This window comes from uncultured Phascolarctobacterium sp., assembly GCF_902463975.1.
Classification (GTDB): domain Bacteria; phylum Bacillota; class Negativicutes; order Acidaminococcales; family Acidaminococcaceae; genus Phascolarctobacterium_A.
Map to the genome: position 1 here is coordinate 25,561 of NZ_CABQHJ010000002.1, position 13,965 is coordinate 39,525.

16 protein-coding genes are annotated in these 13,965 nt (G+C 48.8%); 9 read left to right on the plus strand and 7 right to left on the minus strand.

The window, feature by feature from the left end:
• Positions 1-2 precede the first annotated feature (2 nt).
• The 6 genes from remB to dnaA form a co-directional block, all read right to left on the minus strand.
• Entirely contained in the window at positions 3-263 is a 261-nt protein-coding gene (gene remB / locus RDW05_RS00925; protein ID WP_049897182.1) for an extracellular matrix regulator RemB, read from the minus strand.
• Complete coding sequence (locus tag RDW05_RS00930) at positions 250-1,026, minus strand: DUF721 domain-containing protein (protein ID WP_293724711.1); 777 nt, start codon at positions 1,024-1,026, stop codon at positions 250-252. Before RDW05_RS00930 ends, remB begins: the two co-directional genes overlap by 14 nt.
• A 2-nt stretch (positions 1,027-1,028) precedes the next feature.
• Entirely contained in the window at positions 1,029-2,156 is a 1,128-nt protein-coding gene (recF, locus tag RDW05_RS00935) for a DNA replication/repair protein RecF (RefSeq protein ID WP_307977507.1), read from the minus strand.
• On the minus strand, positions 2,156-2,380 hold the full coding sequence (locus RDW05_RS00940) for an RNA-binding S4 domain-containing protein (protein WP_021720090.1): 225 nt from the start codon (positions 2,378-2,380) through the stop codon (positions 2,156-2,158). Before RDW05_RS00940 ends, recF begins: the two co-directional genes overlap by 1 nt.
• A 12-nt stretch (positions 2,381-2,392) precedes the next feature.
• The gene (gene dnaN / locus RDW05_RS00945; protein WP_307977508.1) at positions 2,393-3,502 is read right to left on the minus strand and encodes a DNA polymerase III subunit beta; all 1,110 of its coding nucleotides are present in this window, start codon (positions 3,500-3,502) and stop codon (positions 2,393-2,395) included.
• 261 nt (positions 3,503-3,763) lie between these two features.
• Positions 3,764-5,149 carry a chromosomal replication initiator protein DnaA gene (gene dnaA / locus RDW05_RS00950; RefSeq protein WP_307977509.1) on the minus strand — a complete coding sequence of 462 codons (1,386 nt, stop codon included), beginning with the start codon at positions 5,147-5,149 and terminating at the stop codon, positions 3,764-3,766.
• 355 nt (positions 5,150-5,504) lie between these two features.
• Between dnaA and rpmH the strand changes: the two genes are divergently transcribed.
• From rpmH to RDW05_RS00995, 9 genes are all read left to right on the plus strand, one after another.
• Complete coding sequence (gene rpmH, locus RDW05_RS00955; RefSeq protein WP_021718820.1) at positions 5,505-5,639, plus strand: 50S ribosomal protein L34; 135 nt, start codon at positions 5,505-5,507, stop codon at positions 5,637-5,639.
• A gap of 59 nt (positions 5,640-5,698) precedes the next feature.
• A complete protein-coding gene (rnpA, locus tag RDW05_RS00960; RefSeq protein WP_040565072.1) occupies positions 5,699-6,055 on the plus strand; it encodes a ribonuclease P protein component in 357 nt (118 codons plus the stop codon).
• A gap of 15 nt (positions 6,056-6,070) precedes the next feature.
• Complete coding sequence (gene yidD, locus RDW05_RS00965; protein ID WP_044484312.1) at positions 6,071-6,280, plus strand: membrane protein insertion efficiency factor YidD; 210 nt, start codon at positions 6,071-6,073, stop codon at positions 6,278-6,280.
• Between the two features lie 45 nt (positions 6,281-6,325).
• On the plus strand, positions 6,326-6,970 hold the full coding sequence (locus tag RDW05_RS00970; RefSeq protein ID WP_307977510.1) for a YidC/Oxa1 family membrane protein insertase: 645 nt from the start codon (positions 6,326-6,328) through the stop codon (positions 6,968-6,970).
• Between the two features lie 28 nt (positions 6,971-6,998).
• The gene (gene jag, locus RDW05_RS00975) at positions 6,999-7,922 is read left to right on the plus strand and encodes an RNA-binding cell elongation regulator Jag/EloR (RefSeq protein WP_246869426.1); all 924 of its coding nucleotides are present in this window, start codon (positions 6,999-7,001) and stop codon (positions 7,920-7,922) included.
• Positions 7,923-8,029: 107 nt separating this feature from the next.
• A complete protein-coding gene (gene mnmE / locus RDW05_RS00980) occupies positions 8,030-9,409 on the plus strand; it encodes a tRNA uridine-5-carboxymethylaminomethyl(34) synthesis GTPase MnmE (protein ID WP_307977511.1) in 1,380 nt (459 codons plus the stop codon).
• 759 nt (positions 9,410-10,168) lie between these two features.
• Positions 10,169-12,052: a tRNA uridine-5-carboxymethylaminomethyl(34) synthesis enzyme MnmG gene (mnmG, locus tag RDW05_RS00985; RefSeq protein WP_307977512.1), complete on the plus strand. Its 1,884-nt coding sequence runs from the start codon at positions 10,169-10,171 to the stop codon at positions 12,050-12,052.
• Positions 12,049-12,768, plus strand: a complete 720-nt coding sequence (rsmG, locus tag RDW05_RS00990; protein ID WP_307977513.1) for a 16S rRNA (guanine(527)-N(7))-methyltransferase RsmG — start codon at positions 12,049-12,051, stop codon at positions 12,766-12,768. Before mnmG ends, rsmG begins: the two co-directional genes overlap by 4 nt.
• An 11-nt stretch (positions 12,769-12,779) precedes the next feature.
• Entirely contained in the window at positions 12,780-13,658 is an 879-nt protein-coding gene (locus RDW05_RS00995; RefSeq protein ID WP_293852719.1) for a ParB/RepB/Spo0J family partition protein, read from the plus strand.
• A gap of 126 nt (positions 13,659-13,784) precedes the next feature.
• On the opposite strand, the gene RDW05_RS01000 is transcribed toward RDW05_RS00995, so the two are convergent.
• Complete coding sequence (locus tag RDW05_RS01000) at positions 13,785-13,961, minus strand: hypothetical protein (RefSeq protein ID WP_307977514.1); 177 nt, start codon at positions 13,959-13,961, stop codon at positions 13,785-13,787.
• Between the last annotated feature and the right edge of the window lie 4 nt (positions 13,962-13,965).

Sequence of the window (13,965 nt, forward strand, 5' to 3'; positions counted from 1 at the left end):
ATTTACCTCCGTTTTAAAATTTCCAGATTAGTATAGACAGCGCCGTCCAGAAAACCTGATTCAGCGCGTTTTTTCAAAGTCACCGAAGAAATCGAGGACAAATACATCGTATCACCGGTCAGAACACAGCTATAATAGCCTTCGCCGCCGGAAGCATCAACCACCCTGTAGCGGGAGCCATACTTCTTGACGAAATCGTCATAAACCAGTGACTGAGGGTGATTCAAATTAAAAATAGCGATGATCTCACTATTTTTTACCATGTAATCTACTCCCAAATGCAGATACACCCTGATCCCTCCTTAAATAAGTTAAAGCATTTTCATATAAAGCTAAGGTAATTTCCTCTGGCTGCTTCTCCAGCAGAAACATTACTGCCAGCAGGCTTTCCTTCTTGTCCGCAAAGCCACAGCGTACACGCTCAAAATAGTAGCTTTGCAGGCTTTCCTTTACAGCCGTGAATAATATTTTATCACATTTGTAGTAGGCCAGACAATCTTCATACTTCAGCCAGGGCTGAATCCGCAGCAGCTCCGCCAGCTTGCTGCGCAGCTCCTCGCGCTGCTCACGCTCGCAAATGCTGCACATTGCCAGTCCCTTGCGCATTTGGGCACCACAGACAGGACATTTGGTATATTCCACAGGCGGGGCAGGCGGCTCGGCCTCCTTGGCCTTTTGCTCCTGCCTTTTGAAAAAGCTGCCGGTATGAAAGTAAACCTTTTTTATCAGCACACGTCCCAGCAAAAAGGAATTGATTTTTTGCAGGAACAACTGCTGCATCATATACAGCTCATTAGCCAGCATACTGTTAGCCGTACGCACATAAAGCTCGTTGCCGCTGATTTTCTCAATAGCACAGCTGCGCGCTAGGTTTTCGCCAACAATCTCGCTCCATCTGCTTTCCAGATAATGCTGCAGATAGGCCAGCTTGATTTCCGGCGAAATATAAGCCTTTTTATAGGTGCGGCGCGGGTCAAACAGACGGCGGATAACCTCCTCCGCAGCCTCTAAATTTTCAGCATACATAATCAGGCCTCGCTTATACAGCCACCGGATATTTTAAAGTAAGCATTGCCTGCAAGCTCCGGTATCAGCTCGCGGTCATTTACTGTGATAAAGGTCTGCACTCTGCCGTCGATAAACAGCAGCAGCTGGGAGCGGCGACTGTTATCAAGCTCACTCATAACGTCATCTAATAGCAGGACGGGGAATTCTCCCAACTCGTTTTTGACATACTGCAGCTGCGAGAGCTTCAGTGCCAGGGCACCGCTGCGCTGCTGCCCCTGGGAGCCGAAAGAGCGCAGGGACAGACCATTGAGCAAAAGCTGCAAATCATCGCGGTGGGGGCCGATGCCTGTATTGCCGCGCAGAATATCGATGCGCTGACGCTCCAGCAGTCTGTCGCGGTAAAAATCCTCCGTGGCTTGCGCAGCAGACTGCGGATAAAGCAGCTCGCTGTTGTTGGCCTTCTGCTCATAGCGCACCTGCAGCATTTCGCTGCCCTGGGTAATCGAAGAGTAAATCTCGCCGGCAATAGCCTGCAGCTTTGCCAGCGCTGCCAAACGCCTGCGTACAATAGCTGCTGCAAGACGAATAAATTCCTCATTCCATGGCTGCAGCACCTCAGCACTGCCACCGTTATCACGCAGCTCCTTTAAAAGACGGTTGCGCTGCAATAGCACGCGGTTATACTTCAGCAGCAAATCATAGTAAACAGCATCAGTCTGCGCAATCTGCATATCAAAAAAACGACGTCTTAAGGCAGGCTCACCCTTGACCAGCTGCAAATCCTCCGGCGAAAACATTACGGCATTCAAAGCGCCATAATGCTCCTTAGGACGCACGCGCGCACCATCAAGCAATATTTCCTTGTGCCAACGCTCATGCTGCCGGTATTTTTTGATTTTTACCTCATGGCTGCCGCTGAAGCTGGCATATTCTACGCCTACAGCCATCGCCTCTGTACCCATTTTCAGCATTTCCTCTTCAGCCGAGGTACGGTGCGACATGCCGAAGGCCCCATAAAAGATAGCCTCCAGCAGATTAGTCTTTCCCTGAGCATTCTGCCCGTAAAAAACATTAATCATAGCGGGAAGCTGCAGCTGGCAGCTTCCATAATTGCGGAAATTAAACGCATAAAGACTATTGATTTTCATTAAGCTTCTTTGGCAACGGTCAGCTCTATCTGGTCATCAATATTAACTACATCGCCAGGATGTACCTTTTTGCGTTTTTCCGTTACCAGCTGGCCGTTCAGGCGGACAACGCCATCTTCAACCATCATAAATGCCTGGCCTCCGGTGTCAGCAACACCGGAAAACTTCAGCAGCTTATCCATAGTAATGAATTCTGTTCTGATTTCTACAGTTTCTTTTTGCATAATAGCAGCTCCTTAGAAAACAACGCGTACCGGGGTAACGATATAGGTATAATCAGGCTCTTCGGCGCAGGTAACGCAAACAGGGCTGAGAGAGGTATTCATGGATAAAACTGCTTCCTCTGCTTCCAGGTTTTTCAGAATATCCAGGATATACTTAGCATTAAAGGCAACATTCAGCGGGTCACCGACAGTCTGGCAGGCAATAACCTCCAGGCCGGTGCCAACATCCGGGCTGCTGCTGGTAATAGTAATTTCCTCAGCAGCTACGCTCATTTTGATAATGCTGTAGTCTCCGTCAGTAGAGAAGAGAGCAACACGCTCAACAGCGCCTGCCAGCTCTTTGATATTAACCTTGCTGGTCAGAGCGAATTTCGGCGGAATAACGCGGCGATAATCAGGGAACTGGCCTTCAATCAGACGGGAAACAATAACTACATTATCGATAACAACCATAATCTGGTTATTGAGCAGGGAAATAAGTACCTGCTGCGGTACTTCGCCGGTAAGATTACGGGAAATTTCGCCCAGAACCTTGGAAGGAATAATCATGCTGAGCTCTTCATTTTCCTCGTAAGGTAGAGATTTAATTGCCAGACGATGGGTATTAGTGCCAACGAAGGTAATTTTGCCGTCTTTAGCTTCTACAAGAATACCGGTGAACAGAGGTCTTGCTTCATCGGTAGAGCAGGAGAAGATAGTCTTTTTAATCAGCTCCTTAATCATGCTGTCATCAAGAGCAATGGTTCTGTCTGCATCAAAGGTGGGAAATTTAGGATAATCATCTTCATTCATTAAGAAGAGCTGATATTCAGATTTTCCGGAGCTTACTTTAATAGCATGCTTGTCAGCATTTTTGCTGATAGTCAGGCTTTCACCGGGCAATTTACGGATAAGGTCAGCAAAATGCTTGGCAGAAACAACTATTTCCCCTGGTTCGCTGATTTCAGCATCAATGGTGCAGGAAATAGCCATGTTTAAATCCATAGCTTGTATTTCCAGCTTGTCAGCTGATGCGATTACATGAATACCGGAAAAGATAGGTGTGCTTGGCTTGGAAATAATTGCTCTTTGAACTGTCTGGATGGCTTTATTTAAGCTGTTGGTATTACAGGAAATTATCATTTGTTCACAGTCCTCCTTGGTTTTTTAATACTGTTATAATATATAAAAAGTAGTCGACGTAGTAGTAGAGCCTGTTAGTTATGGGGAAAAGTATCGCAAGCTCAGTCGTGATGGGTTATTTCCCATGTATATAAAGCTGTTGATAACCGGGAAATAATATACACACAATCTACAGGGAAAAATTTTATCAACTGGTGCCCCAAAGTTATGCACAGTTTAGGGGCTAGTTATCAACAGTTTTTGTGGATAACTTTTTTACTGTTATTGCCGTAAGATTTCTATGATTTCCTGCAGCTCGTTTTGGAAGGCGAGGCTGCTGTTTTTGCATTTGCTGATTTTTTCATAAGCATGGATAACGGTGGTATGGTCGCGTCCGCCAAAGAGCTCACCGATACGCGGATAAGATAAATCAGCCAGTTCACGGCAAAGATACATAGCTACCTGACGCGGGAAGGCAATGTTTTGGGTACGCTTCTTATTGAACAGCTCATCCTGCTTTACATTGTAGTGGTCAGCAATAACCTTGATGATGCCTTCGAAGGTGATGGTTTTGCTTTTGAGTTTGATATCGTTGCCCATGTCTGCGAGAACCTTTTGCGCAGTCTCTACAGTGATGGGCATATGCATCAGGGAGGTATATGCTACTATTTTGTTGTAGGCGCCTTCAATTTCACGGATGTTGGTGGCGATGTTGGTTGCCAGCAGGGTAATAACATCGGTAGGCAGGGTGATATTGTCGGATGCTGCCTTGGTACGCAGGATGGCCATACGTGTTTCCAGGTCAGGTGTCTGGATATCAGCTGTCAGTCCCTGGTCAAAACGGGAACGCAGGCGGTCTTCCAGCGTTTCAATTTCGCGGGGGGGACGGTCACTGGAGATGATGATCTGTTTATCTGCATCCTTCAGTGCATTAAATGTATGGAAGAATTCTACCTGTGTCTGCTCCTTGCCCTTCAGAAACTGGATATCGTCGATAATCAGGCAGTCGATATTGCGGTATTTCTGACGGAAGGCTTCCGTGGTTTTGTTCTGAATAGAGTTGATGATTTCGTTGGTGAATTTTTCACTGGAGGTGTACAGTACCTTCATGCTGGGATTATTCTGCTTGATGCGGTTGCCGATAGCGTGCATCAGATGTGTTTTGCCCAGACCAACGCCGCCATAAAGGAAGAGAGGATTGTAGGCGTGCGCCGGGTCATTGGCTACTGCCTGCGCTGCTGCGTGGGCGAAGCGGTTGGAGTTGCCGATAACGAAGGTTTCAAAAACGTATTTGGGGTTCAGGTTGCTTTCATCGGGCTGCTGCACGGAGGTGTTTTCATTAAACAGCTGCTGCTGTTCGCGCTTGGCAGGTACAGCCGGCATTTCTTCAGCTGCTTCCGATCCGCTGCTGCCGTTGTCCATGGTTTCGATGATGAGCTTGATATTTTTGCTCATAATGCCGGCCAGGACACCCTCGATAACCTGAGCGTAGTTTTCCTCCAGCATTGTTTTAAAGAAGTCGTTTTTGACAGCTACTTTATAGTAGGTATCTGTCACCTCTAACGGCATAATCGGCTTAATCCAGACATTGAAAACTTTTTCATTAAAGGATTCCTTTAATTTGTCCTTACATCTGACCCAGATTTCCGCTAAATCATAGGAATTCATATAGATACATCCTTTCTCGCTGATTTTAGAAAAATAAAAACGACAGCCTGCATTGCCCGCGGAAGGGCGGTGTAAGCGCCGGTTTGAGTGAAGCTAGATATACACATATATTTTATCAGACTGTGGATAACTTCGCAAATTTTCAAGAAAAATTTCTGAGATGGCAGAAAAATGGCTGTTTTTACTTGACGAAGTTTTTATTTTCCCATATAATAAGTTAGTAATACCTTGCGTGGTGCAGTACGTGCTGATGAAGGCGCATTGTTACTGCGTTGGTAGAGCAAATAACAGCTATCAATATTCACATAAATTAGAAATTGATAAAATTTTGCGGTGGATAAGGAGGGAATACTGAATGAAGCGTACTTTTCAACCTAACAATCTCAGAAGAAAAAGAACTCATGGTTTCAGAGAAAGAATGAAAACTTTGGGCGGTCGTCAAGTTCTCAAAAGAAGACGTGCTAGAGGCAGAAAGAAATTGTCTGCATAACATTATAAAATAGGCCGCGCAAGTGGCCTATTTTTTCCATGCGGGCAGGTGTGCATTTGATGCAAAAGAAAAAGTTTACTTTAAAAAAATTAAATCGACTTAAATCGAAGAAAAGCTTTCAGATTGTCTATGTAAAGGGACGCACTGTTGTCGATGCTATGTCGGTTTTTTATATTCTCCCGGATCAGGGCGAAGATATAAAAATCGGTCTGGCGGTAGGCAAGAAGCTGGGCTGTGCTGTGGTGCGCAACCGTGTCAAGCGTCTGATGCGTGAAGTATTCCGCATGCATAAGGCAGAACTCAAAAAGGGTTACCATATAGTCTGGGTAGCTCGCAAGAAGCTGACAAAGGCTGATTACAAGACTTTTGAGCGTGTATTTTTAAGACTGGCAAAAAGAGCAGCTCTGCTGCAGTAATAAGGATAGAAGGCTATGAGCAGGTTACTGATTTTGTGTATAAGATTCTACCAGATTTTTATATCACCGCTGAAACCGCCGACCTGCAGGTTTTATCCTACATGTTCAGCGTATGCTATTGAAGCGATTCAGAAGAAGGGTCCTGTAAAGGGAACGTGGCTGGCGATTAAGCGTATCGCCAAATGTCATCCTTTTCATCCGGGCGGTTATGACCCTGTGCCATAAGCATACTATTAAGCTATAACACTTTGTTTTTTAAGGAGTGATATCTTGGATTTTCTCGCTAATATCGTACAACAGGTGTTGAATGTGCTCTACAATTTTACTGAGAGCGTCGGTATACCGAACCTTGGCCTGGCTATTGTGTTAATGACCATTATTATTAAGCTGATTATGTATCCGCTGACTCAAAAGCAGATTCAGTCAACTAAGGCTATGATGGAAATTCAGCCGAAAATGAAGGCTTTACAGGAAAAATATAAGGATGATAAACAGCGCCTGAATATGGAGCTGGCTAATTTATATAAGAGCGAAGGCGTTAATCCGCTGGCAGGCTGTCTGCCGCTGCTCATCCAGATGCCGATTATGATTGGTATTTTCTACGGTATCCGTGATTACAACTATGCAGCACATCCGGAAATCGTTACCAGCTTTTTGTGGCTGGCTGACATTTCCAAGGCAGACCCGACCTATGTTCTGCCGGTGCTTTCCGCATTAACTACTTTTATTCAGACCAAGCAGACTATGCCGGCAAACGGCGGTGGTGCACAGAACAAGATGATGATGTACTTCATGCCTCTGTTCATCGGTTATATCAGCTTGACCTTCCCGGCAGGTCTGGTACTGTATTGGGTTGTTATGAATATTATGCAGATTGCACAGCAGTCTATTATGAACAGAGCTGCTGCTAAATAAGCGTGTAAGCGTATAGGAGTTGGTAAAGATGGCTTTTGTTGAGAAGACCGGTAAGAGCGTGGACGAAGCTGTTGCAGCAGCTTTGGCAGAACTGAATGTTACTGCCGACCAGGCTGTTGTTGAAGTATTAGAGGAAGCAAAAAAGGGCTTTTTAGGCTTTGGCCGTAAGGATGCCCGTGTACGCGTAAGCGTTAAACCTGCAGAAGCAGAGGCAGAAAAAACTGCCGAAGCTGCACCCGCTGCTGAAAAAACCGTCAGCGAGGCTGCTGCCGACGCTGTAGCTGCAGTAAAGGTGGCTGCAACCGTAGCTGCCGGTGCTCTGGCTAAAAAGGCTGATGCTGTGAAGGCCGATGCAGCTGTAGCTGCCGAGGATTTCAAGAAGAAGGCTGCAGATGCTAAGGATGATGCAGTTGATGATGCTATCGCAGCGCTGAATGCTTTAAAGAGCGAGCGTCGCGAACGTCAGAACCGCGAACCGCGTAAATACAATGTAAGTGATGAGGCAGTTGCTGCTGCTAAGGAATTTTTGCAGAAAATCTTCAATGCTATGCATATTGAGGTTGCTATGGAAAAATTCATCAACAAAAATGACGGCAGCGTTACCTTCCGCCTGCATGGTGATGATATGGGTATTTTAATCGGCAAGCATGGACAGACCTTAGACAGCTTGCAATACCTGACCAATCTTGTTGCTAACAAGAATAGCAACGAGCGCGTGCGTGTAATCATTGACGTTGAGGATTACCGCGACCGCCGTATCGAAACTCTTAACCGTCTGGCAGCACGTCTGGCAGATAAGGTTAAACGTACCGGTGAGCGCGTAGCCCTGGAGCCTATGAATCCGCACGAACGCAAGATTATCCATATGGCATTACAGGGTGACCGTCGTGTTACTACCCTGAGCGAGGGCGATGAGCCTTATCGTCATGTGGTTATTGAGCTGAAAAAATAAAATAAAAAGCAAGGCTGTCGCGTTAAGTTAATTAGAGGCTTATTTGCGGCAGCCTTTTTTCCGTACTGAGCTTTTTTATGCAGTACAGATAAAAGAAGGAGGGTCATATGGCTGAGGATACGATTAGTGCTGTTACTACGGCTCTTGGCGAAGGTGCTGTAGGTATTGTGCGTATTAGCGGACCGCAGGCGTTGGCGGTGGGCGAGACCTTGTTTAAGGCGGCTTCCGGCAAAGCGCTAGGTGCATATCCTGTGAATACGCTTGCTTATGGCCATGTTTATGATACGGACGGCAGCCTTGTAGATGAGGTGCTGGCGGTGTATATGCGTGCTCCCCGTTCCTATACGGCGGAGGATGTGGTTGAAATCCAGTGTCACGGCGGTGTACAGCCGCTGCAGAAGATTCTGCAGCTGACTTTTGCTGCCGGTGCGCGTCCGGCGGAGGCCGGCGAGTTTACGAAGCGTGCGTTTTTAAACGGCAGGATTGATCTGACGCAGGCTGAGGCGGTTATGGATATTATCCGTTCGCGCAGTGAGGCGAGCCTGAAGCTGGCTGCGCGTCAGCAGCAGGGACAGCTTGCAGGCGAGCTGCGCACTTTGCGTAAGCAGCTTGTGGATATTGTTGTTAATCTGGAGGCTGTGATTGATTATCCGGAGGAGGATATCGAGGATGTTACCTATGGCAGGGTGCAGGAGAGCCTGAGCACTGTCTGCAGCGGGATTGAGCATCTGCTGGCGCATGCGCATACGGGTAAGATTTTGCGCGAGGGCCTGCGTACAGCTATTGTTGGCCGTCCGAACGTGGGCAAGTCGAGCTTGCTGAACGCTTTGCTGCGTGAGGAGCGTGCGATTGTTTCGCAGTATGCCGGTACGACGCGTGACGTTATTGAGGAGCAGCTGCTGCTTGACGGTGTGCCGCTGGTGCTGGCGGATACGGCCGGTATTCGTGCTACCGATGATTTTGTGGAGAAAATCGGCGTGGAGAAGAGCCGCCAGCTGTTGGCGGATTCGGAGCTGGTTATCTGCGTGATTGACGGCAGCGAGGGCCTGACGGATGAGGATGAGGCGATTTTAGAGGCTGCGGCGGACAAGCCCTGTGTGGTGATTGTGAATAAGAGCGATTTGCCGCAGCAGGTTGATTTGGCACAGTTGCGTGAGCGCTTCGGTGCTGATAAGGTGATGACGCTTTCTGCTAAGACTCTGGTTGGTATTGAGGCGTTTACTGTCTGGCTGAAGAGCTATGTTTACGGCAGCAAGGGTACGCTGGAGGATGGCGCTTATATTCAGAATGCGCGTCAGGAGCGTTTGCTGCGTGAGGCGCTGGCTGGTCTGCAGGATGCGGAGGTTGCGGCGCAGGATTTCCTGCCCTATGACTGCATTGTGATTGATGTGCGCTCGGCGATTGACCTGTTAGGGGAGATTACGGGTGATACGGTGCAGGATGAGATTATCAATGAGATTTTTGAGCGGTTCTGTATCGGTAAGTAGGGGGAAGCGACGCAACCCTTCCGTCTGCTCGCTGAAGCTCGCAGCCACCTTCCCTTTCAGGGAAGATATAATATTATTGCGAAGTTTTAACTTTGGTTATTACTATGAACTTTTATATGCTCCCTGAAAGGGAGCTGGCATCGCCGTAGGCGATGACTGAGGGTTGTGTAAGCGATATGTTATTTGCTCGTTAGGGCTTTCAGCTATTTGTGTTCTGCTAACCTTCTTGCCTTCCCCTTTGGGAAGGTGCCGAGCGTAGCGAGGCGGAAGGGGGTTGCGCGCCGCAATTAAATATCGTTCCAGTCAGCAGCAATTTTCCAGTGCCCAAAGGGCACAACGCAAATTTCGTGTGGAACCAGGACGAAGTGCCGCAAAACTCGCGCTATGCAAAGAAATTATGCTAAAGTAGTTGGCTTAGCGCTCAAACAGTTGCGACACTTCTATGGTACCAGACACTCATTTGCTAAAATTGCTATTCCTTACACGATATGTTAATTGCTTAAGTTAGTGTCAACTACTAGCCTTTTATATGCTCCCTGCGTCGCAAAGTGACATTAGCACGACTAGCAGTTTCTCGCGGCGCATAGCTTGCGACAAACTGAGTCTTAGCGTCAAGGGAGCTGGCATCGCCGTAGGCGATGACTGAGGGTTGTGTAAGCGATATATTAATTGCTCGTTAGGGTTTTCTGCTAATTTTCTGGTTATCTCTCATGTAAAAGGGTGATAGCCGGTACATATATTTTTAAGAGGTCTATTAAGATGAGTTATATTACAGATACATTTGATGTAATTGTCGTTGGCGCCGGCCACGCAGGCGTGGAGGCGGCGCTGGCTGCTTCCCGCCTGGGCGGCAAGACGCTGCTGGCGACGCTGTCGCTGGATAATGTGGCGCTGATGCCGTGCAATCCGTCTATCGGCGGTCCTGCTAAGGGACATCTGGTGCGTGAGCTTGATGCTTTAGGCGGCCAGATGGGTATCAGTGCGGATTTTGCGTGTATCCAGATGCGTCTTTTGAATACCGGTAAGGGCTATGCCGTACATGCTCTGCGCGGTCAGGAGGATAAGCCTTTTTATCACACGCTGATGAAAAAGATTGTTGAGGATCAGGAGAACCTGGAGCTGAAGCAGCTGATGATTGATAAGCTGCTGGTAGAAAACGGCGCGGTTGTTGGCGTAGAGGCCGAAACTGGCGAGATTTTCGAGGCGAAGTGCGTTATTCTGGCCACCGGTACTTATCTGCGCGGCCGTATTGTTTACGGTCAGGTTAATTATGAATGCGGTCCGAACGGTCTGCGCAGTGCGCAGAAGCTGTCTGCTTCGCTGCTGGAGAACGGTGTGGAGCTGATGCGCTTCAAGACTGGTACGCCGGCGCGTATTGATGCCCGCAGTCTTGATTACAGCAAGATGGAGCCGCAGTACGGCGATGAGGAGGTGCGCAATTTCTCCTTTATCAGCGATATCAAAACACGTGAGCAGGTTCCCTGCTATCTGACTTATACGAATGAGGCTACACATAAAATTATCCGCGATAATCTGCATTTATCCGGTATGTATAACGGTATGATTGAGGGTGTCGGCCCGCGTTACTGCCCGTCTATCGAATCTAAGATTGTGCGCTTCGCCAATAAGGAGCGTCATCAGCTGTTTATCGAGCCGGAGGGACGCAGTACCAATGAAATGTATGTACAAGGCATGAGTTCTTCTTTGCCGGCGCACATTCAGCTGCAGTTTATGCAGACGATTCCCGGACTGGAGCACTGCAAGATGATGCGTGCGGGCTATGCCATAGATTACGATTGCCTTGATCCGCTGCAGCTGCGTCCGTCGCTGGAGCATAAGGCTATCAGCGGCTTGTTCAGTGCCGGTCAGTCCAACGGTACCAGCGGCTACGAGGAGGCTGCTGCCCAAGGTCTGATGGCAGGTATTAACGCGATGATGAAGATTAACGGACGCGAGCCGTTGGTATTGCGCCGTGATGAGGCGTATATCGGCGTGCTGATTGATGACCTTGTTACCAAGGGTACGTCCGAGCCTTACAGAATGATGACCTCGCGTGCGGAATATCGCTTGCTGCTGCGTCAGGATAATGCTGATTTGCGTTTGACGGAAAAGGGCAGAGCTATTGGTTTGGTTGATGATAAGCGCTACGGCATTTTCACCGAAAAGCGTACTGTCTTGGAGCGCACGGTGAGCGAGCTGGGCAAGCAGAATATTTCGCCCAGTGCGGAAAATAATGCCATGCTGGAGGCTATGGGTACGGCGCCGCTGCGCAGCGGCAGCAGTCTTTTGGATTTGCTGCGTCGCAAGGAGGTTACCTACAGTAAGCTGCAGCAGGCCTTCGGTTTGCCGGAGTTGGCACCGCAGGTAGCGGAGCAGGCCGAGATTTTCGCCAAGTATGAGGGCTATATTACTAAACAGCGTCAGGAGGTTGAGCGCTTTATGAAGCTGGAAAACAAGCGCCTGCCTGACGATATAGATTATCGTGCGATTAAGGAGCTTTCCAGCGAGGCCGCTGAAAAGCTGGACAAGGTACGTCCGGCGAATATCGGTCAGGCATCGCGTATCAGCGGTGTTTCGCCTGCTGATATCAGCGTGCTGATGATTGCGTTGGAGCTGAAGCGCCGAAAGGAGCAGGAAGAATGACCTTTGCAGAAATTTTAGCCGAAAAGGGTGCGGAGGCCGGTTTGAGCTTTACGCCGTTGCAGCTGGAGCAGTTCAGCCGTTATTACGAGCTGCTGGTGGAAACCAATAAGGTGATGAACCTTACCGCTATTACCGAGCCTGAGGAGGTTGCCGTAAAGCATATGGTAGACAGCCTGCTGGCCTACGAGGCGGAGATGGGCAGTAAAACCCTGGCGGACGTGGGCACAGGTGCCGGCTTTCCCGGTGTGCCGCTGAAAATCTACTGCCCCGAGCTGAAGGTAACTCTGATAGATTCCTTGGGCAAGCGCCTGCGCTTTTTGCAGCAGGTGATTGAGGAACTGGGACTGAAGGGCATCCGCTGCGAGCATTTGCGTGCCGAGGATGCGGGCCGTGATAAAAAGCACCGCGAAAAATATGACTATGTAACGGCGCGCGCTGTGGCACGTTTGAGCGTGCTGAGCGAATATTGCCTGCCGCTGGCCAAAAAGGGTGGTCAGTTTATCGCCCTGAAGGGCAGCAAGTTTGCGGAGGAAATTACCGAGGGCGAGGCTGCGGTAAAAATCCTCGGCGGCAAAATTATCAGTGCGGAGCCTGTAAAATTACCCGGTCTGGACGATGGACGTGCTATAATAAAGATAGCTAAAATCAAAAGTACACCGGCACAATATCCGCGTAAGGCAGGTACGCCGGAAAAACAGCCCTTAGGCGCTAAATAGGGGGAAAGCATATGTTAGTAGATGATGGATTTTCGGTATTGGATACAGATTGCGGTATTATCGGCGAGCGTAAGGCAGTCAATGAGGTGAAGGTAGTCAAGGTTCCCATCGGACAGATTTTCCCCAACCCTTATCAGCCGCGCAAGAGCTTTGACGAGGCAGCCTTAGAGGAGCTGTCTGCTTCCATCGCCCAATATGGTGTGCTGCAGCCTCTTTTGGTATCGCCGACTGAGGACGGACGTTATCTGCTGATTGCCGGCGAGCGCCGTCTGCGTGCTTCCCGTATGGCGAAGCTGACGGAGGTACCGGTTATTATCAGCGATTATACTACGCAGCAGATTGCGGAAATTGCGCTGATTGAAAACCTGCAGCGTGAGGATCTGCATTTTCTGGAGGAGGCTGAAGGCTACGAACAGCTGATGGAGCAGTTCCATCTGACGCAGGAGGCTATGGCTGCGCGTGTAGGCAAAAAACAGTCTACTATCGCCAACAAGCTGCGTTTGCTGCGTCTGTCGCCTGCTGTACGCAAGGTGCTGGTGGATGCCGGTCTGAGCGAGCGTCATGCGCGCGCACTGCTGAAGCTGGAGGATGATGCCAAACGTCTGGAGGTGCTGGAGGTTGTTGTTGCCAAGAATTACAGCGTGCGCCAGACCGAGGAATATATCAACAAGCTGCTGGAGGACAACCAGCAGGAAAAACGCCGCCGTATGGTGATTGTCAACGATGTCCGCATTTACCTGAACAGTATTAAGCAGGTTGTCAACGCTATTAAGGACGTCGGCATTCCGGTTAATATGGAGCAGACGGTGGAAGGCGATGAGGTTATCGTCAGCGTCCGCATCAAGAACCAGAAGAAGCCGAAGGGCGGCAACAGCAAGCCATTGTTCTGAAAATGATAAAGCAGGAAGCTTCCTGCAGCAACGATAAAAGCAGAGAGCTGTGTTTCACGTGAAACACAGCTCTCTGCTTTTTTGTACAAGGAGGTGGCTTATTATGCTCCGGCTATAGCCGGATTTTTACCAGAATTTAAACATCTGGAAAAGACTCTTTTTGAAGTCCTTCTCCGGCGGAATTACCTCATGCAGGAATTTGGGCTTAACATAGCGCACAATCATCGGCGGCGTACGCAGCGTTGTTTCGGCAAAGCGCGGCAGCTTGCTGTTGGCGGGCAGCGCTTTTGCTGCTGACAGCAAAGCT

What these genes read in the sequence shown, in the direction of transcription:
- mnmE (WP_307977511.1), top strand. Translation starts at nt 8,030, where the DNA reads ATGGCTGAGGATACGATTAGTGCTGTTACTACGGCTCTTGGCGAAGGT.
- dnaN (WP_307977508.1), bottom strand. Translation starts at nt 3,502, where the DNA reads ATGATAATTTCCTGTAATACCAACAGCTTAAATAAAGCCATCCAGACA.
- dnaA (WP_307977509.1), bottom strand. Translation starts at nt 5,149, where the DNA reads ATGAATTCCTATGATTTAGCGGAAATCTGGGTCAGATGTAAGGACAAA.
- mnmG (WP_307977512.1), top strand. Translation starts at nt 10,169, where the DNA reads ATGAGTTATATTACAGATACATTTGATGTAATTGTCGTTGGCGCCGGC.
- RDW05_RS00930 (WP_293724711.1), bottom strand. Translation starts at nt 1,026, where the DNA reads ATGTATGCTGAAAATTTAGAGGCTGCGGAGGAGGTTATCCGCCGTCTG.
- RDW05_RS00995 (WP_293852719.1), top strand. Translation starts at nt 12,780, where the DNA reads ATGTTAGTAGATGATGGATTTTCGGTATTGGATACAGATTGCGGTATT.
- rsmG (WP_307977513.1), top strand. Translation starts at nt 12,049, where the DNA reads ATGACCTTTGCAGAAATTTTAGCCGAAAAGGGTGCGGAGGCCGGTTTG.
- jag (WP_246869426.1), top strand. Translation starts at nt 6,999, where the DNA reads ATGGCTTTTGTTGAGAAGACCGGTAAGAGCGTGGACGAAGCTGTTGCA.
- yidD (WP_044484312.1), top strand. Translation starts at nt 6,071, where the DNA reads ATGAGCAGGTTACTGATTTTGTGTATAAGATTCTACCAGATTTTTATA.
- recF (WP_307977507.1), bottom strand. Translation starts at nt 2,156, where the DNA reads ATGAAAATCAATAGTCTTTATGCGTTTAATTTCCGCAATTATGGAAGC.
- RDW05_RS00940 (WP_021720090.1), bottom strand. Translation starts at nt 2,380, where the DNA reads ATGCAAAAAGAAACTGTAGAAATCAGAACAGAATTCATTACTATGGAT.
- rpmH (WP_021718820.1), top strand. Translation starts at nt 5,505, where the DNA reads ATGAAGCGTACTTTTCAACCTAACAATCTCAGAAGAAAAAGAACTCAT.
- rnpA (WP_040565072.1), top strand. Translation starts at nt 5,699, where the DNA reads ATGCAAAAGAAAAAGTTTACTTTAAAAAAATTAAATCGACTTAAATCG.
- remB (WP_049897182.1), bottom strand. Translation starts at nt 263, where the DNA reads ATGGTAAAAAATAGTGAGATCATCGCTATTTTTAATTTGAATCACCCT.